General features: G+C 52.2%; 15 protein-coding genes. All 15 read left to right on the top strand.

Annotated elements, in window-relative coordinates:
• The 15 genes from dprA (at position 1) to glpX (ending at position 22,097) form a co-directional block, all read left to right on the top strand.
• On the top strand, positions 1-1,086 hold the full coding sequence (gene dprA / locus NW747_RS09290) for a DNA-processing protein DprA (RefSeq protein WP_273187084.1): 1,086 nt from the start codon (positions 1-3) through the stop codon (positions 1,084-1,086).
• 263 nt (positions 1,087-1,349) lie between these two features.
• Positions 1,350-3,689, top strand: coding sequence for a type I DNA topoisomerase (gene topA / locus NW747_RS09285; RefSeq protein ID WP_273187081.1), 2,340 nt, complete (start codon positions 1,350-1,352; stop codon positions 3,687-3,689).
• A 408-nt stretch (positions 3,690-4,097) separates the two neighbouring features.
• The gene (gene trmFO / locus NW747_RS09280; RefSeq protein ID WP_273187078.1) at positions 4,098-5,405 is read left to right on the top strand and encodes a methylenetetrahydrofolate--tRNA-(uracil(54)-C(5))-methyltransferase (FADH(2)-oxidizing) TrmFO; all 1,308 of its coding nucleotides are present in this window, start codon (positions 4,098-4,100) and stop codon (positions 5,403-5,405) included.
• Positions 5,406-5,950: 545 nt separating this feature from the next.
• Positions 5,951-7,600: a phospho-sugar mutase gene (locus tag NW747_RS09275; RefSeq protein WP_273187075.1), complete on the top strand. Its 1,650-nt coding sequence runs from the start codon at positions 5,951-5,953 to the stop codon at positions 7,598-7,600.
• 226 nt (positions 7,601-7,826) lie between these two features.
• Positions 7,827-8,579, top strand: a complete 753-nt coding sequence (locus NW747_RS09270) for an amino acid ABC transporter ATP-binding protein (RefSeq protein WP_273187073.1) — start codon at positions 7,827-7,829, stop codon at positions 8,577-8,579.
• Positions 8,580-8,593: 14 nt separating this feature from the next.
• Entirely contained in the window at positions 8,594-9,286 is a 693-nt protein-coding gene (locus tag NW747_RS09265) for an amino acid ABC transporter permease (RefSeq protein WP_008858875.1), read from the top strand.
• A 1,611-nt stretch (positions 9,287-10,897) separates the two neighbouring features.
• On the top strand, positions 10,898-11,407 hold the full coding sequence (locus tag NW747_RS09260; RefSeq protein ID WP_273187071.1) for a hypothetical protein: 510 nt from the start codon (positions 10,898-10,900) through the stop codon (positions 11,405-11,407).
• A 33-nt stretch (positions 11,408-11,440) separates the two neighbouring features.
• Positions 11,441-12,133, top strand: a complete 693-nt coding sequence (locus NW747_RS09255; RefSeq protein ID WP_273187068.1) for an MgtC/SapB family protein — start codon at positions 11,441-11,443, stop codon at positions 12,131-12,133.
• A gap of 692 nt (positions 12,134-12,825) precedes the next feature.
• A complete protein-coding gene (gatC, locus tag NW747_RS09250) occupies positions 12,826-13,110 on the top strand; it encodes an Asp-tRNA(Asn)/Glu-tRNA(Gln) amidotransferase subunit GatC (RefSeq protein WP_008858878.1) in 285 nt (94 codons plus the stop codon).
• A 12-nt stretch (positions 13,111-13,122) separates the two neighbouring features.
• On the top strand, positions 13,123-14,580 hold the full coding sequence (gene gatA / locus NW747_RS09245; protein WP_273187067.1) for an Asp-tRNA(Asn)/Glu-tRNA(Gln) amidotransferase subunit GatA: 1,458 nt from the start codon (positions 13,123-13,125) through the stop codon (positions 14,578-14,580).
• The gene (gatB, locus tag NW747_RS09240; RefSeq protein WP_273187065.1) at positions 14,577-16,022 is read left to right on the top strand and encodes an Asp-tRNA(Asn)/Glu-tRNA(Gln) amidotransferase subunit GatB; all 1,446 of its coding nucleotides are present in this window, start codon (positions 14,577-14,579) and stop codon (positions 16,020-16,022) included. The genes gatA and gatB overlap by 4 nt, the downstream gene beginning before the upstream one ends.
• Positions 16,019-16,357 carry a hypothetical protein gene (locus NW747_RS09235; protein ID WP_273187062.1) on the top strand — a complete coding sequence of 113 codons (339 nt, stop codon included), beginning with the start codon at positions 16,019-16,021 and terminating at the stop codon, positions 16,355-16,357. Before gatB ends, NW747_RS09235 begins: the two co-directional genes overlap by 4 nt.
• Positions 16,358-18,067: 1,710 nt before the next feature.
• A complete protein-coding gene (gene ahpC / locus NW747_RS09230) occupies positions 18,068-18,631 on the top strand; it encodes an alkyl hydroperoxide reductase subunit C (protein WP_008858883.1) in 564 nt (187 codons plus the stop codon).
• 14 nt (positions 18,632-18,645) lie between these two features.
• The gene (locus tag NW747_RS09225) at positions 18,646-20,262 is read left to right on the top strand and encodes an FAD-dependent oxidoreductase (RefSeq protein ID WP_273187059.1); all 1,617 of its coding nucleotides are present in this window, start codon (positions 18,646-18,648) and stop codon (positions 20,260-20,262) included.
• 869 nt (positions 20,263-21,131) lie between these two features.
• Positions 21,132-22,097, top strand: a complete 966-nt coding sequence (gene glpX, locus NW747_RS09220) for a class II fructose-bisphosphatase (RefSeq protein WP_008858885.1) — start codon at positions 21,132-21,134, stop codon at positions 22,095-22,097.
• Positions 22,098-22,459: the final 362 nt, after the last annotated feature.

The following is a 22,459-nucleotide window of genomic DNA, read 5'->3' as shown; positions in this document are numbered from 1 at the left end:
ATGGACAAATACGCAGCGGCTCTGCCAGGATGTCCCCGGCTGGGAGCCAAACGTATGCGGGGACTCATTGAATTCTTTCATACGGCAGAAGATGTATGGAAAGCGTCGGATGAAGATATTCGTAAATCCCATGTGCTTCATGGTAATGGAGAAGCGGCTTTTCTTGCATGGCGTCACGAAACAAACCCGGATGCGGTTATGGAAAAATTGATTCAAAACCATATACGGTGCTGTACGTGGGAAGAAGAGGATTACCCGGCTCTTCTTAGAACTACCGCTAATCCACCGGCAGTTCTTTTTTACAGAGGGAAACTTCCGGATCACGAAAAGCTTATAGCCATCGTAGGTTCCAGAAAGGCTACCGCCTATGGTGTGCAGACAGCCGGACGGTTTGCCAGAGGGCTGGCAGAAGAGGGAATTACTGTTGTTTCCGGCGGTGCCAGAGGAATAGACAGCGCATCCCATGAAGGGGCGCTGGCAGGCAGGGCACCTACTATTGTAGTGGCGGCCTTCGGACTGGACAGGGTATATCCACCGGAAAACAGGAATCTCTTCCATCAAATCGTAGAAGCGGGAGGCGCCATTATTTCTGAATATCCTCTTGGCACTCCTCCTCTGGGAAGACAGTTTCCTGCCCGGAATCGAATCATAGCCGGTATGTGTCGTGGTGTGATTGTTGTAGAAGCGGCTGAACGAAGTGGATCTCTCATTACTTCTGACTTTGCTCTGGAAGAAGGAAGGGACGTTTTTTCTGTTCCCGGCAGTATTTATATTCCATCCTGCAAAGGGACAAATCAACTGATTCGTAATGGTGCCATCTGCTGCACTTCTTTCCAAGATGTTCTATCTGAATATGGATGGGAAAAACAGGAAGAGAAGACAGAAAAACCGGGTAAAGAGTCTTTGACTCTCGAAGAAGAAATGGTATACAAATTCTGCTGTACAGAAAATGAAGTACAGGCAGAGGATATTCTCCAGCAGTCCGGCCTTTCCGTAGTCAGGCTGACTATGCTGCTTTTACGTCTCCAGCTGAAGGGATACATCAAAGAGACCGGTCCCGGGAGGTATGTAGTCATAGGGCAGTAATCTTGTGAGAAGAGACCCATTGCCCTAGCCCCCAGTTTCCGGTTCCTAATCCCCCGTCTCCAGTCCCGAGCCCCCAGTACCCAGTTCACTAAATTTCCCTTTGCCATTTTCTTTTTTTCTTATATAATTACATATGACTTATGAAGATGAAGATGAAGCTTCCGGCCAGGCCGGGAGTGTTATATGAGCCGGTGCTTCCTGCTTGAAGGCAGGGATTCCGGTTTTCATATTTTTTCCTTGAAGTAACAGAGGAGGAAATAGATTTGCCTATTACAAGAACGATTACGCTGGAAAAGAAGAAACGGGGCCGAAAGGCGAAGGCTGCGGCACCGGTGCTGTTTAAGAGGAAGCCGAATCCCAAGGGGAAGACGCTGGTGGTGGTGGAATCACCGGCGAAGGCGAAAACCATAGAGAGGATTCTGGGGCCTGACTACAAGGTCATGGCATCGAAGGGCCATCTCCGGGATCTGCCGCAGAAGACGCTGGGGGTAGATATTGAGAATGGCTTCAAGCCGGAGTATGTGGATTCCGCTGAGCGGGAGTCTATTATCAAGGATCTGCAGAAGGAAGCGAACCGCTCAAAGACTGTCCTTCTGGCAACGGACCCTGATCGTGAGGGAGAAGCGATTTCCTGGCATTTGTCCAAGCTCCTCGATGTGAATCCTGAAGATCATGTGCGCATTGCTTTCCATGAAATCACGCCGCCTGCCATCAAGGAGGCCATCAAACATCCCGGCCCCATCGATATGAACCGGGTAGATGCCCAGCAGGCCCGGCGGGTGCTGGACAGGCTGGTGGGCTACAAGCTGTCTCCCTGGCTGTGGAAGCTGATTTACCGTGGCCTTTCGGCAGGGCGGGTGCAGTCTGTGGCTACCCGTCTCATCTGCGAAAGGGAAGAGGAAATCAGGGCTTTCAAGCCGGAAGAGTACTGGACCGTAGAGGGACTGTACAAGAAGGCGGATTCGGAATCCTTCAAGGCGAAGCTGGTGCAGATCGATGGGAAGGAAGCTTCCATTCACAGCAAGGAAGAAGCGGACGCTGCAGTGGCCGACATGGAAGGAAAGGAAGCAGAAGTCCTTTCTGTGACCCGTTCCCGGAAGCAGAGAAAGGCCAAGCCGCCCTATACTACGTCCACCATGCAGCAGGATGCGGTGAATCGTCTCAATTTCAATTCAAGGAAAACCATGATGCTGGCCCAGAATCTTTATGAAGGTATCGAAATCCCCGGCCATGGTCATGTAGGGCTCATTACGTATATGCGTACTGACTCCACCCGTATTTCCGATGAAATGATCGCCCAGGTGCGGCCTTACATTGAAACGGTGTACGGCGAGGAGTATCTGCCTCCCAAACCCAATGTGTTTGCGAAATCAAAGAAGGCCCAGGATGCCCATGAAGCCATCCGGCCCACCAGTCTGGAATTTCCGCCGGATGCCCTGACATCCGTGCTTTCAAGGGACCAGCTCAGGCTTTATACCCTCATCTGGAACCGTTTCATCGCCAGCCAGATGGCTCCCCAGATCCAGATGACCATCACTGCCCTTCTGGGAAGCGGCCGCTGCACCCTTCGTGCCAGCGGGAGCCATGTCCTCTTTAACGGCTTTACCATTATGCAGCCGGCAAAGGAAAAGAAGGGGGATGGGGAGGAAAACGCTTCCCTGCCGCCTCTGAAGAAGGGTGAAAAGGTGACCCATGTGAAAACGGAAGCGGAGCAGCATTTCACCACGCCGCCGCCAAGGTACACCGAAGCCAGCCTTATCAAGACTATGGAAGAAAAGGGCATCGGCCGTCCTTCCACCTATGCCCCCATTCTGGATACCATCCAGAAGAGGAAGTATGTGGTGAAGGAAGGAAAGCAGTTTGTGCCTACGGAAATCGGGTTTAAAGTGACAAACCTGCTGAAAAAATATTTCGAAGGCATTATCAATGTAGATTTCACGGCCAATCTGGAAAACTGGCTGGATAAAATCGCCGACGGCCATGCTACGTATAAAAAGGTGATGACCGATTTCTACAAGGTCTTCGATAAGGAACTGGAAGCAGCCAACAGTCAGGCGGATAAGGAAAAGCAGGAAAGCCAGGAAGTAACCGATGTGAAATGTGAAAAGTGCGGTGCCAACATGATTGTAAAAATGGGCCGCTACGGCAAGTACCTGGCCTGCCCCAACTATCCCAGCTGCCGGAATATCAAACCCTACAGTGTTCTTCAGGGACCGGAAGAAGTGTCCGACGTGAAATGCGATCATTGCGGCACTCTCATGGTGTATCGGGAAGGACCCTACGGAAGATACCTGAAATGTCCGAAATGCAATGCCAATAAAGCCATCGTGGTAGATACCGGCATTACCTGTCCCAAGTGCCATGAAGGCCATATGGTGCAGAGAAAAACAAGAAGAGGCCGTACCTTCTACGGCTGCAGCCGCTATCCCCAGTGCGATATGGCCCTGTGGAACGAACCGGTGGACCAGTTCTGCCCCACCTGCGGCTCTATTATGGTGAAAAAGACCTATAAAAACGGCAAAGAGCTCATTTTCTGCTCAAATCCCGACTGTCCAACGAATCCGAAAAAGAAAAAGGGAAAAGAAAAGGAAACGAAAGAGTGAGCTAGTTAGATGGACAAGCCCCTGTGGGGCTTGAGGGTTCTAAAGTTTGACGGGGCTATCGCCCCGAGGGTTCTTAAGTTTGACAGCGGCTTTGCCGCTGAGGGTTGTGGTGGGCGCTTCTAAATTATAGAAGGCGCCCTCTTATGATAAAACGGCTTTCGCCCGAGGGAAAACAGGCTGACCTCGCTCCGCAGGCGCGGTTGTATGGTTTTCCACTGCAGAATGCTTATCATGCCATATGGTACAGCAAGGTCATCCCGTAACGCTGACTTTATGCTCATCGCCCGTAAGGGCGATACCACAACCCTCGGCCCGAAGGGCCGTCAAACTTACGAACCTTTAGAACCTTCGGGACGAAGTCCCGTCAACCCTCATGCCCGAAAGGGCATGTCATATAGGAGAAGAAAAGTGAACGATCATATAACAGTCATCGGCGCCGGTCTGGCAGGCAGTGAAGCTGCTTATCAGCTGGCGGAAATGGGGATTCCTGTAACTCTTGTAGAGATGAGACCCCAAAAACAGACCCCTGCCCACCATACATCCTATTTTGCGGAGCTGGTGTGCAGCAATTCCTTAAGAGCTGCCGCCCTCACCAATGCAGTGGGGCTTTTAAAAGAAGAAATGCGCCGCCTTCATTCGGTCATCATGAAGGCGGCCGACAGCCACCAGGTGCCTGCCGGCGGTGCTTTGGCCGTGGACCGCATGGGATACGCCAGGGAAGTGACCCGTCTGGTGAAGGACCATCCTCTGGTGACCTTTGTGGAAAAGGAAGTGACTGCCATCCCCCGGGAGGGCATCGTCATTATTGCCACAGGGCCTTTGACCGAAGGGGCTCTGGCAGAGGATATTGAAAATTTCTGCGGCGGCGAAGGATTTCATTTTTACGATGCCGCTGCTCCCATTGTGACGAAGGACTCTCTGGATATGGACGTGGTTTACCGCATGTCCCGCTACAATAAAGGCGAAGCGGCTTACCTGAACTGCCCCATGAATGAGGAAGAATACAAGGCTTTCCGGGAAGCTCTCTGCCAGGCGGAAATGGCACCGGTCCATGGCTTTGAAAATAAAAAAGTTTTCGAAGGCTGCATGCCCATCGAAGTCATGGCTGCCAGGGGAGAAGATACCATGCGCTTCGGGCCCATGAAACCGGTGGGCCTGCCTGATCCCAGAACCGGCAGAGACCCCTATGCCGTGGTGCAGCTGCGCCAGGATAATGAAGACGATACCATGTATAATCTGGTAGGCTTCCAGACCCATTTGAAATGGGGCGAACAGAAGCGGGTGTTCGGCATGATTCCAGGTCTTGCCCACGCTGAATTCATCCGCTACGGTGTCATGCACCGGAATACCTATATGGACTCTCCGGATCTTTTGAATGCCACCATGGAAACAAGAAAAAGAGAAGGCCTCTTTTTCGCCGGTCAGATGACCGGCGTGGAAGGATACGTAGAATCCGCAGCTTCCGGCATTGTGGCCGCCTGGAGCGCCGCTTCCCGTTTCCTTGGAAAACCGCCAATTCCATTCCCCAGAGAAACGGCCATCGGTGCCCTCTGCCACTACATTTCCCACTTTGAGGGCAAAAATTTCCAGCCCATGAACGTCAATTTCGGCCTCATTCCGCCTCTGGAAAAACGGGTGCCGAAAAAAGAAAAAAATCAGAAACTGGCAGAAAGGGCCCTCTCGGCACTGGATGAATTTATGGCAGAGAGACGGTAGGAGGGCGTGAGGCTGACGCCATATGGACAAGCCCTGCGGGCTTGAGGGTTGACGGCCCGCTGGGCCGAAGGTTCTTAAGGGGCTTAAGTTTGACGCGCCTCTGGCGCGAGGGTTGTTGTAGGGCGCCTATGAATTGATGGAAGGCGCCCTCTTATGATAAAACGGCTTTCGCCCGAGGGAAAACAGGCTGACCTCGCTCCGTAGGCGCGGTTGTATGGTTTTCCACTGCAGAATGCTTATCATGCCATATGGTACAGCAAGGTCATCTCGTAACGCTGACTTTATGCTCATCGCCCGCAAGGGCGATACCACAACCCTCGGCCCAAAGGGCCGTCAAACTTACGAACCCTCCGGCCCATAGGGCCGGTCCATCTTAAGAACCCTCCCTCGTAACGCTGACTTCATAAGCATTGCCCAAAGGGCGATACCACAACCCTCGGGGCCAATGGCCCCGTCAAACTTACGAACCCTCCGGCCATCAGGCCGGTCAATCCTAAGAACCCTCACACCGCAGGCGTGTCAATTATAAAAAGGAACTAAAAAATATGGGATATAAAGAAACGTATAAAGACTGGCTCTCCTGGGCCGATGATGAAACAAAGAAGGAGCTTTCTGCTCTTCATGATGAAAAAGAAATAGAAGACCGGTTCTACAGGGATCTGGAATTTGGGACTGCCGGTCTTCGGGGAATCATGGGCGCCGGCACGAACCGCATGAACCGCTATACGGTGGCCCGGGCCACGAAGGGGCTTTCGGAGTATCTGAAGGCCCTGTATCCCGGGGAGCTTTCCCGGGGCCTGGTGATTGCTTATGATTCCAGGAACCATTCCAGGGAGTTTGCAGTGGAAGCGGCTGCTGTCCTTACGGCTTCCGGCATTCCTGTGAAGATTTTTAAAGAACTGGAGCCTATTCCGGTGCTTTCCTTCTCAGTCCGTCATTTCCACGCCCTGGGCGGCATTGTCATCACGGCCAGTCACAATCCGCCGGAGTACAATGGCTACAAGGTCTATGGGGAAGACGGCGGCCAGCTGGTGCCGAAAAAGGCTGATGTGCTTACGGAGTATGTGGAGAAGGTGAAAGACCTGTCCGCCATCGATCACAGGACCCGGGAGGATCTCATCACCTGGCTGGGAGAGGACGTGGTGGACCTCTTTATTGATAATATATTCAAAGAATCCCGTTACCATGGAAATCCGCCGCCTCTGAAGGTGGTGTATACGCCCCTCCACGGCAGCGGCCGTGTGCCGGTTGAGAAAATTCTTGGGAAAGCCGGTTTCAGGGATCTTCTTATCGTGAAGGAGCAGGAAATGCCGGATGGCGATTTCCCCACTGTATCTTCTCCAAATCCGGAAAATGAAGACGCCCTGTCCCTGGGCATCCGGCTTGGAAAGGAAACAGGGGCGGATATCGTGATTGGCACGGATCCCGACAGCGACCGCATCGGTGCTGCTGTGAGGAAGGGCAGTCAATTCACCCTGATTTCCGGAAACCAGATGGGAGCGCTTCTGACCTATTTCTTACTTTCCACAGGGAAAGACCGTCTCACTCCGGCGTCTACCCTGGTGAAAACGGTGGTGACCGGCGAACTGGCCGCTGATATTGCCGAAAGTTTCCATGTACAGGTGGTAGAGACGCTGACAGGCTTCAAGTATATCGGAGAGAAAATCACGGAGTGGGAGAGGAACCCGGCCCATGATTTCATCTTTGGCTTTGAAGAAAGCTATGGATATCTGGCAGGCACCCACGCCAGAGACAAGGACGCCGTGGTGACGGCCATGCTGATCTGCGAAATGGCAGCTTATTTCAAATCCCTTGGAAAGACGCTCTCTGATGTGCTGGCAGAGCTCTATGAAACCTACGGCTATTACTACGACAAGAGCCTTTCCTACACCCTGAAGGGGCTGGAAGGGGGAAGGCGCATTGCAGCCATTATGGAGGAAGCCCGGTCCATGGATATGAAATCGGTCATTCCGGAAACGGTGGAGACCCTGGACTTTGAAAAAGGCATCGGCGGCCTTCCCAGAGAAAATGTGCTGAAGTACCGTCTTGCAGGGGGCGGCTGGTTTGCTATCCGCCCCAGCGGCACAGAGCCGAAGATTAAATTCTACTACTCTTTGAGGGGAAGAAACGAGGAGGAAGCACTCCGCCTCTTTGGGGCTTACAGAAGCCGCCTGGAGAAACAGTTCGGCCTTTGAGGCATGTATAAATATACTGTATATACCAATCGTATGCAGTCAATACAGCCGGATCCTTCTTCCTTAAACCTGTTCTTTTATCGATGAAATAAAGGAAATTCCATTTTTCATATGCATTCTCTCTTTTCATGGAGAGAATGCATTTTTTATGCAGTTTATGCAGAAAATAGTTGACTTAACTGTATATTTATGCTAGAATCTTCACAAATAGAAGGGCGTGAGTCAAATGGAAAACAGTAAAAAAGTCATTTATGAAATAAAGCACCTCCGGAAATCATTCGGAAAGGTGGAAGTGCTGAAGGATATCAGCATGAAAATTGAGAACGGTGAAGTGTGCACCATTATCGGGCCTTCTGGTTCTGGGAAGAGTACCTTTCTCCGCTGTCTGAACCTTCTGGAGAAACCCACCGGCGGGGAGCTGTGGTTTGAAGGGAAAAGGGTCAACGAAAAGACGGATGTGAAAATGCTCCGCCGGGACGTGGGCATGGTGTTCCAGTCCTTTAACCTGTTCCCCATGTTCACTGCTGTGGAAAACGTCATGTACGCTCCTATCCACATTAAGAAGATTCCCAGAAACCAGGCCAGAGAAGAGGCCATGGAGCTTCTTGCCCGGGTAGGGCTGGCAGAAAGGGCCGACTACTATCCCGGCGAACTTTCCGGCGGTCAGCAGCAGCGCGTGGCCATTGCAAGAGCCCTGGCCATGAAGCCGAAAATGCTCCTCTTCGATGAACCGACCTCGGCTCTTGATCCCGAGCTGGTAGGCGATGTATTAACGGTCATGAAAGAAGTGGCCCTGGCCGGCATGACCATGGCTGTGGTTACCCACGAAATGCAGTTTGCCAGAAGCGTCTCCAATCATGTAGTGTTCATGGATAAAGGATATATTGTGGAAGAAGGAAATCCGGAAGATATCTTTACCCATCCAAAAGAAGAAAGAACACAGACATTCCTGAAGCGTCTGCTTCATGCTGATATTTAAGGAGATGAACATCTATGGAAATGGTCATAGACACGGCAGTCAAATATAATGACATATTCATGTCAGGCGTTAAAATCACAATTATCATATCCATTCTGTCCTGCTTTTTCGGACTTCTGCTGGGGATTGTTCTTGCTTTCATGAAGATTTCCGGCATTAAAATCCTGCAGGCCATTGCGGCAGTATACGTGGAAATCATCCGCGGCACCCCGGTGCTGGTGCAGATTTCCCTGGTCTTCTTCGGACTGCCTTTCCTGGGCATCCATTTTCCCAGCTTCCAGATCATGGGAGTAGACTTTGAAAGACTCTCCGCCGGCGTTCTGGCCCTCATCATCAACTCCGGTGCCTACGAATGTGAAATCGTCCGCTCCGGCATCCAGTCCATACCGAAAGGCCAGCTGGAAGGCGCCATGTCCCTGGGATTCTCCAAATGGGAATCCATGGTCCGTATCATCATACCTCAGGCCATCAGGAACATCCTTCCCGTTATCGGCAACGAATTCGTTACCTTGATCAAGGAATCCTCTCAGGTCTCTGTCATCGGCATGGCAGACCTCATGTACACTGCCACTACCATTCAGGGCATCAGCTTCCAGCCATTCCCGCCGCTGGTCATTGTAGCCCTCTACTACTTCATTATGACCTTCTTCGTCTCCATGTGCCTCAGAGTTCTCGAAAGACACTTGAAAGTCAAAAGCGTAAGATAAGGAAATCTGAAAGCACCGGCAAAACCGGTGCTTTTTCATTTTTCTCTCATGGAATGTTGTATAATAAAAAAAGACATTTCGACCGACGGGTATTGTCACATATGACACAAAGGGTCAATGCGTAACGCAGACTTCTTATGGACAAGCCCTATCGGGCTTGAGGGTTGACGGCCCGCTGGGCCGAAGGTTCTTAAGGGGCTTAAGTTTGACGCGCCTCTGGCGTGCACAGCGAACATGATTTGAAGGAGCAAAGCGACGCACAAATCATAGTGAGTCGTTTCCCCTTTAGGGGCGAGGGTTGTTGTAGGGCGCCTATGAATTGATAGAAGGCGCCAGTTTGTATAAAACCATACAACCGCCCTGCGGGCGTTGGAAATGCCCCCTTTGGTGCCTTACGGCACCACCTTTCCCCCGCAGTTCGATGGGGCGGCAAAAGGAAAGCGCCTTAATGGGCAGGCTAGGCGCCTTACTTCGCCCCACTTGGAGGTCCTATGCAGGACCTCCACAGGGGACTACAAGGCTCCGCGAAGCCATGTACTCATAAGTCGCTCTACTTTAAGCACGGGTTGTTCTGCTCCCGCCTGCGGGGGAAGTCCGGCGCAGCCGGAAAGGGGGAGGCGAGCGCAGCGAGCTAATCCGCAGAATGCTTATCATGTCATATGACACTGAAAGTAAATCCCGTAACGTTCTTGCGTCCCCTTTAGGGGAAGAGGGCCACGAAGTGGCGAAGGGTGTGCAAGCGAACTGGATTCATAGGGGAGAGAAGCGACCCGCGAATCCAGTGAGACGCCATCCAGCGAAGTCGGTGTGGACGAGGGGAAGAATGATTATGATATTCTTATTCTATGTCTTATCGCCCTAAAGGGGAAACGACTTACTGGATTTTCAGGTCGCTGATGCTCCCTTACAAATCCAGTTCGCATAGTGCATCCACTGCTGTCACTGACTCACTGGATTTTCGGGTCGCTGATGCTCCCCTACAAATCCAGTTCGCTAGTGCAAAATGTGTTCGCTGTGCATCACTTCGCTCAGGGGGCCGCCGATTGGCGGTCAGGACCGCGATGGAGCATCCTATCGGTGCTCTGCCCCGTACACCCTTTCCCGCTTCGCGGGACTTCCCCTCAAGGGGAAACGAGAAAATAGGTGGCACTGGATATTGTGTCACATATGACACAGACAGCCAATCCCGTAACGTTCTTGCGTCCCCTTTAGGGGAAGAGGGCCACGAAGTGGCGAAGGGGTAGACGAGGGTAAGAATGATTATGATACTCGATGTGGACGTGACCGCCGAAAGGCGGCATTATAATACTCATCGCCCGTAAGGGCGATACCACAACCCTCGGCCCGAAGGGCCGTCAAACTTAAGAACCCTTGGGCCCGAAAGGTCCCATCAATCCTAAGAACCTTTTTTCGCAACCCTTCTACACAACCCGCGGCGAAAGCCGCGCTCCCTTGTTTTTATTCTGCGGCGAAGCCGCCACCACAACCCTCGGGGCCAAAGGCCCCGTCAAACTTAAGAACCCTCCGGCCCGAAAGGGCCGGTCAATCTTAAGAACCTTTTCCCTATGAACCCTAGCGCCAAAGGCGCGTCCATTATGAAAGGAGCTATCCATGGCAGAATACCATTTTGATGATTTAGCAAAGAAAGCAGGCATAGGAAACAGTGCTCCCTCTTCTGCATTAAGTCCGGAAAAAGCGGAGCAGGAGATGGGCCGTATGAAATTCCGATTTTCCGTAACCGACGGATATCTTACGGAGAAGGGAGGACAGTTTGACTATGTCTTTGATTTCGCCCGACACACCTTTGAAAGAAGCGACTGGCGAAGCGGGGTGCCGGTGACGGTATCAGGAAAGATTTCCGAAGAGGCAGCGGACCATTTCATTAAGGCTGCCGCCTTTATTCTGACTATTCCTCAAACCCACTTTGTGACAAACACCAAGTCCATGGAAGTGAATACCGATGCCTGGGAGCGGGAAAAGTACGGTCCTATCAAACGGTATACCCGATGCGAGCTCCGCATGGGGGAACGGTTCTTCCGCTGGGTGCCGGAGAAGGATAATGACCATCCTTTTAAGGAACTCTACGCTGCTTTGGCAGCTCTTCGAAGGTCAGTTGATTAAGGAATCATAGGAATATAAGAAAGGAGGGCTATCATGGATGCATTCATCGAATTCTGCCAGTCCTGGACCATGGGCGGCATTGCAGCCCGTCTGTTTCTGGCCACCCTGGCTGGCGTGATTATCGGTATGGACAGGGAGTATAAAAATAAAGGAGCCGGTATCAAGACCCATGCCCTGGTCTGCATCGGCGCCGCTTTGTCCATGATTGTGAATGAATTCATTTTCCGTACCTTCCCTTCCTCCAATACGGATCTGGCCCGTATGGGAGCCCAGGTCATCAGCGGCATCGGATTTCTGGGTGTAGGCACCATCATTGTGACCGGGCGAAATGAAGTAAAAGGCCTCACTACCGCTGCTGGCCTGTGGGTCTGTGCCGGCATCGGCCTTGCCGCAGGCATCGGATTCATCAAGGGTACCCTGCTGGCCCTTCTCTTTGTCATTTTCATCCTTCGGGTGCTGGAGCCCATGGACAAGAAACTCCGCGCCCGGTCCCGGGAATTTGACCTTTACGTCGAATTCAAAGACCTGGCATCCATTCATCAGGTGATTGCAGAACTCCGGGACAAGGGAGTCAAAGTCTATAACTTCAGCATCTATAAAAGGAGAGAATCCGTCATGTCTCCCGCAGCCACCCTCACTGTCAAAGTTCCTCACCACGGGGAACACGAACTTTTCATCCAGAAGATACGCCACATTGAAGGAATTATATATGCAGAAGAAATATGACACAGAATGGGACAAGCCCTGACGGGCTTGAGGGTTGACGGCCCGCTGGGCCGAAGGTTCTTAAGGGGCTTAAGTTTGACAGCGGCTTTGCCGCTGAGGGTTGTGGTGGGCGCCGTTAAATTTATAGAAGGCGCCCTCTTATGAAAAAAACCTTTACAACCGCCCTGACGGGCGAGGAAATGCAATCCCCCTTTGGTGGCTGGCGCCACCACCTTCCCCCCGCGGAGCCGGAAAGGGGGGAGGCGAGCGCAGCGATCCAGTCAGCAGAATGTTTATTTTGCCATATGACACTGAAAGCAAATCCCGTAACGTTCTTGCGTCCCCTTTAGGGGAAGAGGGCCACGAAGTGGCGAAGGGATGTACGAGGGTAAGAATGATTATGATACTCGATGTGGACGTGACCGCCGAAAGGCGGCATTATAATACTCATCGCCCGATAGGGCGATACCACAACCCTCGGCCCAAAGGGCCGTCAAACTTAAGAACCCTTGGGCCGAAGGCCCATCCATCTTAAGAACCTTTTCCCTATGAACCCTCTGAACCTTCTGAACCCTCTGAACCCGGGCCACAGAGTGGCCCCCTGCCTGTCCCTCCCCTCATAGCGGCCCTATTCCATGTGTGATATAATTGAAAAGGATTTTTTATATCATAAATGCTTGATTAAGATCATGATTGATTAAGGAAGTGTGTCTATGAAAATTACCACCGAAGAAGCAAAGAAGATAGCCCTTCTTTCCCGCCTGGAATTCTCTCCGGAGGATCTGGAGAAGATGCGTGATTCCATGAACAGCATTCTGACCTATATGGAAGAGCTGAATCAGTACGACACCACCGATGTGGCGCCTATGGTTCATGCGGTGGAGCAGTACAATGTGATGCGGGAGGACGTTCCCCATACATCGTTTACCAATGAGGAAGCACTGATGAACGCGCCGGACGCTGAGGACGGCTATTTCAAAGTGCCCAAGATTATTTAAGGAGGAAATAGAGTGGGTTATACGATTCATGAACTCCATGAGCAGCTGGTGAAGAAGGAAATCTCCGCTGTAGAACTGACGAAGAAAATCATGGCTCACCGTGACGCTGTGGAAGGGGATATTCATGCCTATCTTTCCACCAGTGACAAGGCGGCTCTTGAAACGGCTGCCCGGGTGGATGAGAAGATTGCTAAGGGTGAGGAAATTTCTGACCTGGCTGGCATCCCCGGAGCTATTAAGGATAATATGTGCATCAAAGGAGAAACCTGCACCGCTGCTTCCAAAATGCTGGAACACTGGGTGTCTCCCTATGACGCTACTGTCATTGAAAAACTGAAGAAAGAGGATTTCATTTCTCTGGGCAAGACAAACATGGATGAATTTGCCATGGGCTCTTCCACGGAAAGGTCTGCTTTCGGCCCGTCCCGTAATCCCTGGAATACAGACTATGTACCAGGCGGCTCCTCCGGCGGTTCCGCTGCTGCTGTGGCAGCTACGGAAGCTGTCTGGTCTCTGGGCTCCGATACCGGCGGATCCATTCGCCAGCCTGCTTCTTTCAACGGCATTGTAGGCCTGAAACCTACCTATGGCCTGGTATCCCGCTACGGCCTTCTGGCCTTTGCTTCCTCCCTGGACCAGATCGGACCTTTGACGAAGGACGTCACCGATGCTGCCATCGTGCTGAACGCCATTGCAGGCCATGATGAAAGGGATTCCACATCCATTCCCCAGGAAAAGAAGGACTATAGAAAAGCTCTGGTTCGGGACGTGAAGGGCATGCGCATCGGCGTGCCGAAGGAATTCTTCGGAAAAGGCATTAAACCGGAAACAAAGGAAGCCATCGACAAGGCCCTTGCTTTCTATGAAAAGGAAGGCGCTGAAATCGTGGACGTTTCCATTCCCCATATCAACAGCGGCGTATCGGTGTACTACATCATCGCCCCGGCAGAAGCCAGCTCCAACCTGGCCCGCTATGACGGCGTCAGCTACGGTTTCCGCGCAGAAGGCAAAGATATCATCGACATGTATATCAAAACCAGAAGCCAGGGCTTCGGCGAAGAAGTAAAACGGCGCATCATGCTGGGCAACTACGTTCTCTCTGCCGGCTACTACGATGCGTACTACCTGAAGGCCTTGAAGGTCCGTACCCTTCTGAAACAGGAATTTGACGAAGCCTTCAAGAAATGTGACGTTATCGCCGCTCCTTCCGCTTCTGGCACCTCCTTCAAATTCGGCGCTTTCTCGGATCCCCTGTCCCTGTACATGGAAGATATCTGCACCGTTCCGGTGAACCTGATCGGCGCACCGTCCATCAGCATTCCGGTAGGATTCAAAGATGACCTTCCCCTGGGCATGCAGCTCATCGGCAGGACTCTGGGAGAAGAAACCATTCTCCAGGCAGCCTACACCTTTGAACAGGCTCATCCGGAATTCACAAGAACCGCACCGAAAGGAGAAATCAAGGAATGAAGTACGAAGCAGTGATTGGCCTGGAAGTTCATACAGAACTCCAGACAAAAACGAAAATTTTCTGCAGCTGCAGGACATCCTTCGGTGCAGACCCCAATACCAACGTATGCCCCGTATGCCTGGGGCTGCCGGGAGTCCTTCCGGTACTGAATAAGAAAGTGCTGGAATATGCAGTGAGAGCAGGACTTGCGCTGAACTGTGAAATTTCCCGTTTCAGCAAATTTGACCGTAAAAACTACTATTACCCGGATCTTCCCAAAAATTTCCAGACCTCCCAGTTTGATCTGCCTATCTGCGAACATGGCTACCTGGACGTAGAAGTGGAAGGGGAGAAGAGACGGATCCGCATTACCCGGGCCCACATGGAAGAAGATGCAGGGAAACTGGTGCATCACGGCACCTCCATTACCGACTCCGACTACTCCCTGGTGGACTACAACCGCACAGGCACCCCGCTCCTTGAAATCGTATCAGAACCGGATATGCGCTCTGCCAAAGAAGCAGTGGCCTACATGGAAAAAATGAGGGCCATCCTCCAGTATGTGGGTATTTCCGACTGCCGTATGGAAGAAGGAAGCCTGCGCTGCGACGCCAACGTTTCTGTCCGCCCGGTAGGTCAGAAAGAACTGGGTACCAAGACAGAAATCAAGAACATCAACTCCTTCAAAGGTGTAGAAAAAGCCATCGAATACGAAGCCATGCGTCAGGCGGAACTGCTGGAAGACGGCGGCAAAGTGGTACAGGAAACCCGTACATGGGATGAAAAAGAAGGGGTCACCAAGAGCATGCGTACCAAGGAAGAAGCCAACGATTACCGCTACTTCCCGGAACCGGACCTGGTACCTTTCACCGTAAGCGATGAATACATCGAAAACATCCGCAAATCCCTGCCGGAACTGCCGGATGCCAGAAAAGAAAGATACATGAAAGAATTCGGCCTCTCCTCTGAAGACGCCGTCTTCATGACCAACGACAAAGCCACTGCCGACTACTTCGAAGCAGCTGTAGACGCCGGTGCTGATCCCAAAGCCTGCGTGAACTGGCTCATGGGCGAATTCGCCAGCCAGCTCTCTACTGATGGTATCGAAATTGCCAAAGCTCCCGTGAGCGCTGAAAACCTGGCAGCCCTTCTGAAACTGATTTCCAAGGGCACCATTTCCGGTAAAATCGCTAAGAAAGTCTTTGCCACCATGTGGAAAGAAGGCGGAAATCCGGAAGAAATCGTCAAAGCCCAGGGCCTCGTCCAGATTTCCGATACCGCTGAACTTTCGAAGCTGGTAGACGAAGTGGTAGGAAAGAACCCCAAAGCCGTGGAAGACTTCAAGGCAGGCAAGAAAAAAGCCGTGGGCGCTCTGGTAGGCCAGATTATGAAAGCCACCAAAGGCAAAGCCAACCCAAGAGTCATCAACGAACTGTTAAATAAGAAACTGCAATCCTTATGAATGACACCGACAAAACAAAGGAAGACACCGGCGTTCATGAAGAACCGAGAGTCATGAGCAAAGACGACGTCCATGACTACCAGGGCCTTACCCTGAACGAAGACGGAAAGGAAGAGAAAAAGGAAGAAGAGGATGGATACACCATCCACATCCGCCGCTTCAGCCTCAAAAACATTCCCTTCTGGAAAAAAGCCCTCTTCGCCCTGGGCCTTGTGGCCTGTGCCGCCATCTTCCTCATGCTGGCCATAGCTGCTGCCTACTTTATCGTAGTGGGCGGCGCCATCGTCCTGGTGGCAGGAGCTGTAGTTTATCTTCTGAAGAAATACATACTGTAAAAAAAGCCTCCCGAAAGGGAGGTTTTTTATGTTCTTAAGAGAAAGGGGGAGAGATTTAGTGAGCTGGTGTTGGACAAGCCCCTGTGGGGCTTGAGGGTTCTAAAGTTTGACGGGGCTATCGTCCCGAGGGTTCTTAAGTTTGACAGCGGCTTTGCCGCTGAGGGTTGTGGTGGGCGCCATATGGACAAGCCCTGCGGGCTTGAGGGTTGACGGCCCGCTGGGCCGAAGGTTCTTAAGGGGCTTAAGTTTGACGCGCCTCTGGCGCGAGGGTTGTTGTAGGGCGCCTATGAATTGATAGAAGGCGCCAGTTTGTATAAAACCATACAACCGCCCTGCGGGCGAGAAAATGCATTCCCCCCTTTGGTGGCTGGCGCCACCACCTTTCCGCCCCGTTGGGAAGCGTGTCACTTGATTCTCAGTCGCCTACGGCTCCCTGCGAATCAAGTTCCCTTGCCACCGCAGTTCGGTGGGGCGGCAAAAGGAAAGCGCCTTAATGGGCAGGCTAGGCGCCTTACTTCGCCCCACTTGGAGGTCCTATGCAGGACCTCCACAGGGGACTATAAAGCTCCGTTATGCTGTGAGCTGCTTATGAAAGGACTGCTTTTCAGAGCTTTATTCTGCCCCCTGAACAGGGGGAAGTCCGGCGTAGCCTGGATAGGGGGTGGCGAGCGCAGCGAGCCAATCAGCAGAATGCCAATCAGGCCCTATGACACAGAAAAGCAAATCCCGTAACGTTCTTGCGTCCCCTTTAGGGGAAGAGGGCCACGAAGTGGCGAAGGGGTGGACGAGGGTAAGAATGATTATGACACTCGAGGTGGACGTGACCGCCGAAAGGCGGCATTATAACTCATTGTCCGTAAGGGCAATCCACAACCCTCTGAACCCTCTGAACCCTCACACCAAAGGTATGTCCAAGGGTAAGAAGCAAAAATGACACAGGCCGCCGATTGGCGGTCAGGACCGCGATGGACCATCCTATCAGTGCTCTGCCCCGTACACCCTTTCCCGCTTCGCGGGACTTCCCCTCAAGGGGAAACGAGAGATATGGAGAGAAAAACAGGCGAGTCATATACTTCATGTACCATTCCGGTGTTTCCCCCTTTGGTGCCTTACGGCACCACCTTTCCGCCCCTCTGGGAAGCGTGTCACTGGATTCTCAGTCGCCTGCGGCTCCCTGCGAATCAAGTTCCCTTGCCACCGCAAGCGGGGGCACTATAAAGCTCCGCGAAGCCATGTACTCATAGGTCGCTCTACTTTAAGCACGGGTTGTTCTGCTCCCGCCTGCGGGGGAAGTCCGGCGCAGCCGGAAAGGGGGAGGCGAGCGCAGCGAGCCAATCAGCAGAATGCCAATCAAGCCCTATGACACAGAAAAGCAAATCCCGTAACGCTGACTTCATAAGCATTGCCCAAAGGGCAATCCACAACCCTCGGCCCAAAGGGACGTCAAACTTAAGAACCTTTAGAACCCTCGGGGCGAAGCCCCGTCAACCTCCACCCTCTGAACCCTCTGAACCCTCTGAACCTTCTGAACCCTCTGAACCCTCACGCCGCAGGCGCGTCCATAAAACTTTTCTTTTTTCTTACCAAAACCATATTGAAATTTACAGATATGCATGATATAATACTTTCAGAAAGTTAAATATGCTTCGCCAATCATGAATACAGTGGCGGGCAAATTCAGTATTATATATTTCCAAGGAGGAAACAATTATGTCTTTAAACGGTAAGAAAATCAGCGAATTCCAGGTAAAAGCTTATCAGAACGGTGATTTCATCGATGTAAGCGACAAGGACCTCATTGGCAAGTGGAGCGTTCTCTTCTTCTATCCGGCAGACTTCACCTTTGTATGCCCCACAGAACTGGAAGATCTCCAGAACAAATATGATGAATTCAAGAAAATCGGATGCGAAATCTACTCCGTATCCTGTGATACCCATTTCGTTCACAAAGCATGGCATGAATCTTCCGAACGTATCGGCAAGGTAGAATTCCCCATGATCGGCGACCCCACTGGCAAGTTGTCCAAGGATCTGGACATCTATATCGAAGCGGAAGGTCTCACCGAAAGAGGCACCTTTGTTATCAACCCGAAGGGTGAAGTAGTGCTTTATGAAGTCAGCGCAGGCAACATCGGCCGCAATGCTGATGAACTTCTCCGCAAGGTAGAAGCTGCTCAGTTTGTTTACGAACACGGCGATGAAGTATGCCCCGCTAAATGGCATCCGGGTGAAAAAACCCTGAAACCGTCCTTTGATCTGGTTGGCAAGTTATAATTTCAGGAGGCATCATGGATACAGTTTATGATGCCATAATAGTAGGCGGAGGACCGGCAGGGCTCTCCGCCGCTATTTATATGGCAAGGGCACGGTTTCATGTACTGGTCATCGAAAAAGAAAAGATGGGCGGCCAGATTACCATTACATCGGAAGTTGTCAACTATCCCGGCATTTTCCATACCAGCGGTGAGAAGCTGACTTCTGAAATGATCCGACAGGCTAAAGCCTTCGGCGCCGAATTTCTCTCTGCTGATGTGACAGGCCTTGAACTGGAAGGAGACTATAAGACCGTCCATACCGGCCGCGGCGACTTCAAAGCTCTCGGTATCATTTATGCCGGCGGCGCTCATCCCAGACTGGCAGGCTTTACGGGAGAAACAGAATTCCGGGGCCATGGCGTAGCCTACTGTGCTACCTGCGACGGCGAATTTTTCACCGGCCGCACTATCTTCGTCATTGGCGGCGGTTATGCAGCTGTAGAAGAGGGCCTCTTCCTCACAAAGTACGGAAAGAAGATTATCATGGTTATCCGGGGAGATGATTTCTCCATCGACTCCGCTGCAGTGGAAGAATTGAAAGAACATCCCCAGGTTACCATTCTTTACCACACCCAGGTGGAAAAGGTGGAAGGAGACAGCGCTGTCCGCCGGGTGGTACTGAAAGACAGGAAAACCGGTGAAGAAACGGTGTATACTGCAGATGACGGCGATTTCTACGGCGTCTTCGTCTTCGTAGGTTATGCACCGGAAAACGGCCTTCTCCAGGGCAAAGTGGACCTGAATCCCCAGGGTTATGTCATTACCGACCGGGACCAGAAAACCAATATTGATGGCGTCTATGCTGCCGGAGATATCTGCGTGAAAAACCTCCGCCAGGTGGTGACCGCCGTATCCGACGGCGCCGTGGCAGCTACTTCCCTGGAAAAATACCTGGGCAGTCAGTACAGAAAACTTCACATGAAACGGACCTACGTGAAAAAAGTGGAACCCAAAGAGGAACCTAAAGCAGAGGCAGCGAAAGCAGAAGAAGGTGCCTTCCTGGACGACGATACCAGAGGAGCCCTGAAGCCGGTGCTGGACCGCTTCGAAAAGCCAATTACCCTTCGTCTCTACAAAGACGATAGCGAACTTTCCTACGAAGATGAAAAGCTCCTGAAAGAACTGGCATCCCTTTCTGATAAAGTGTCCTATGAAATGAAAAACGCTGAGCCGGGACTGGAACACACCATCTCCATTGTCAGAAACGACGGCACAGAAGCAGGTCTCTACTTCCACGGCGTCCCCGGCGGTCATGAATTCAACTCTTTCATCCTGGCCATGTACAATACCGCCGGTCCAGGACAGGATATAGGTGAAGATAATGAAAAGCGCATTGCTGCCATTCAGGATAAGAAAGACGTGACCATTGCCGTCTCCCTCTCCTGCACCATGTGCCCTGACCTGGTAGCCGCGGCAGAACGCATCGCCGCCGCCAGCGATAAAGTCACAGTCCACGTCTATGACCTGGCCCACTATCCGGACCTCCAGAACAAATACAACATCATGAGCGTTCCCTGTCTCATCGTCAATGACAAAGACATTCACTTCGGCAAAAAAGGTGTTGCCGAACTGCTGGATATTCTGGGATAAAATAAAAACCTGCTCTTCGGGGCAGGTTTTTTATATGGACAAGCCCTGACGGGGCTTGAGGGTTCAGGCGCCTGTGGCGCGGTCGGGATCGGGATCGGGACCTGGGCGGTGCTTTCCAGTATTCCCGAAGGTTGACATGCCCTTACGGGCGTGAGGGTTGAGCCAGCCGCCGGGCCTTTCGGCCCTGGGTTGCCAGGGTTCTGTTCGGGACCGGCTGACGCCTCCCGGACGGGTTGAGGGCTTTCGCCCTCGGGAGTTATAAGTATTGTGGAGGTCCTGCATAGGACCTCCAAGTCAGCCAAAGTAGGCCCTTAGCCTGCCCATTAAAGGGCTTACCTATAGGTTGGCTGACCGACCCCGGATGACGAGTGTCCGGCGGGAAGAAATCGAGGCAGTACTGGTCATGGGATGGCCCCTTGACTCTGTCATTCTGAACGCAGTGAAGAATCTCGGTGCGTGGCGAGGATGACGTCATTGGAATTCATGCAGGGGCCTGGTACTTCGCCCTTCCCACCGACTGGTATTTACTATCGATTAACTCATAAGTGCCTTGTACCGAGATTCTTCGCCTACGGCTCAGAATGACGATGAGGGCGGGAAGGCAATCCCGTAACGCTGGCTTTATAAGCATTGCCGCAGAGCGGCAATCCACAACCCTCGGTGCCAATGGCACCGTCAAACTTAAGGACCCTCCGGCCTAAGGCCGGTCAATCTTAAGAACCTTTTTCCACAACCCTTTGAACCTTCTGAACCCGGGCCGCTCCGCGGCCCCAATAAAAAAATAATAAATGTATACTCCATTTTTCTTTTAAATGTGATACAATAAGAACAACTGTGAAAGAGAAAGTATACTATTGTGGAGGCATACAATGAACAGACAACTTTCTATGGAATTTGTAAGAATCACGGAACAGGCAGCTCTTCGGAGCGGCCGTCTCATGGGCGTAGGCGATAAGGAAGGCGCTGACCAGGCTGCTGTGGACGGCATGCATGAACAGTTTGCCAAGACTCCCGTTTCCGGTACCGTAGTCATCGGCGAAGGGGAAATCGACGAAGCACCTATGCTCTACATCGGCGAACATGTAGGTGCCGGCGGAGAAGAAGTGGATATTGCCGTAGATCCTGTGGAAGGCACCAATCTGGTAGCCAAGGGACAGAATGGCGCCATTGCCGTACTGGCCATTGCGCCCAAAGGCTGCCTGCTTCATGCACCGGATATGTACATGCAGAAAATCTGCGTAGGCCCCCGTGCGAAAGGCCGCATCGATATCAATGCATCGGTGACTGAAAATCTGAAAAACGTGGCTGATGCCATGGATCGTGAAATTTCCGACCTTACTGTTGTCATTCTGGACCGTGAAAGACATGAAAAGATTATCCGCGAAGCCAGAGCGGCCGGTGCCCGCATCCGCCTCATCACTGACGGCGACGTAGTCCCCTCCATCGACTGCGGCATCCAGGGAAGCGGCATCCACATGGTACTTGGCTCCGGCGGTGCGCCGGAAGGCGTCCTTTCTGCGGTAGGCCTCAAATGCCTGGGCGGTGATATGCAGGCCAAACTCCTTCCCCATACGGAAGAAGAAGTGAAACGGCTCCATGCCATGGGCATTGACGACCCCAACAAAGTCCTCACACTGGATGACCTGGTCAAAGGCGACGACTGCATCTTCTCCGAAACAGCCATCACCGACTGCGCCATGCTGAGAGGCGTCCGCTACTTCGGCGGCGGCGCAAGAACCTCTACCCTGGTTCTCCGCTACAAAACCGGTACCGTCCGTTTCGTAGACACCATCCACCGCTTTGGCGATCCCAAACCGGCTGTCCGCCTCTGGTAATTATGAAATAAAAAACAGCTCTCCTGTGGGAGGGCTGTTTTTTTCATGGAAGCCGCAGCCGGAAAGGGGGAGCCGCGCAGCGGCTAATCACCAGAATGCTTATCATGTCATATGACACTGACAGGCCAGTCCCGTAACGCTGACTTCTTCTAGTGTGCTAGTGATCTAGTGTACTAGTGTGCTAGTTGGATGGACAAGTCCCTGTGGGGCTTGAGGGTTGACGGCCCGCTGGGCCGAAGGTTCTTAAGGGGCTTAAGTTTGACGCGCCTCTGGCGCGAGGGTTGTTGTAGGGCGCCTATGAATTGATAGAAGGCGCCAGTTTGTATAAAACCATACAACCGCCCTGACGGGCGAGGAAATGC

The organism is Dialister succinatiphilus (genome assembly GCF_928721695.1).
GTDB classification, from domain to species: Bacteria; Bacillota; Negativicutes; order Veillonellales; family Dialisteraceae; genus Dialister; species Dialister succinatiphilus.
The sequence above is the reverse complement of the archived record's forward strand: the minus strand, read 5'-3'. Positions and strand labels throughout refer to the sequence as shown.

Excerpts from the sequence above, each read along its gene's own strand:
- dprA (WP_273187084.1), top strand. The coding sequence starts at position 1 with ATGGACAAATACGCAGCGGCTCTGCCAGGATGTCCCCGGCTGGGAGCC.
- NW747_RS09275 (WP_273187075.1), top strand. The coding sequence starts at position 5,951 with ATGGGATATAAAGAAACGTATAAAGACTGGCTCTCCTGGGCCGATGAT.
- NW747_RS09270 (WP_273187073.1), top strand. The coding sequence starts at position 7,827 with ATGGAAAACAGTAAAAAAGTCATTTATGAAATAAAGCACCTCCGGAAA.
- NW747_RS09265 (WP_008858875.1), top strand. The coding sequence starts at position 8,594 with ATGGAAATGGTCATAGACACGGCAGTCAAATATAATGACATATTCATG.
- NW747_RS09260 (WP_273187071.1), top strand. The coding sequence starts at position 10,898 with ATGGCAGAATACCATTTTGATGATTTAGCAAAGAAAGCAGGCATAGGA.
- NW747_RS09255 (WP_273187068.1), top strand. The coding sequence starts at position 11,441 with ATGGATGCATTCATCGAATTCTGCCAGTCCTGGACCATGGGCGGCATT.
- gatC (WP_008858878.1), top strand. The coding sequence starts at position 12,826 with ATGAAAATTACCACCGAAGAAGCAAAGAAGATAGCCCTTCTTTCCCGC.
- gatB (WP_273187065.1), top strand. The coding sequence starts at position 14,577 with ATGAAGTACGAAGCAGTGATTGGCCTGGAAGTTCATACAGAACTCCAG.
- NW747_RS09235 (WP_273187062.1), top strand. The coding sequence starts at position 16,019 with ATGAATGACACCGACAAAACAAAGGAAGACACCGGCGTTCATGAAGAA.
- ahpC (WP_008858883.1), top strand. The coding sequence starts at position 18,068 with ATGTCTTTAAACGGTAAGAAAATCAGCGAATTCCAGGTAAAAGCTTAT.
- NW747_RS09225 (WP_273187059.1), top strand. The coding sequence starts at position 18,646 with ATGGATACAGTTTATGATGCCATAATAGTAGGCGGAGGACCGGCAGGG.
- glpX (WP_008858885.1), top strand. The coding sequence starts at position 21,132 with ATGAACAGACAACTTTCTATGGAATTTGTAAGAATCACGGAACAGGCA.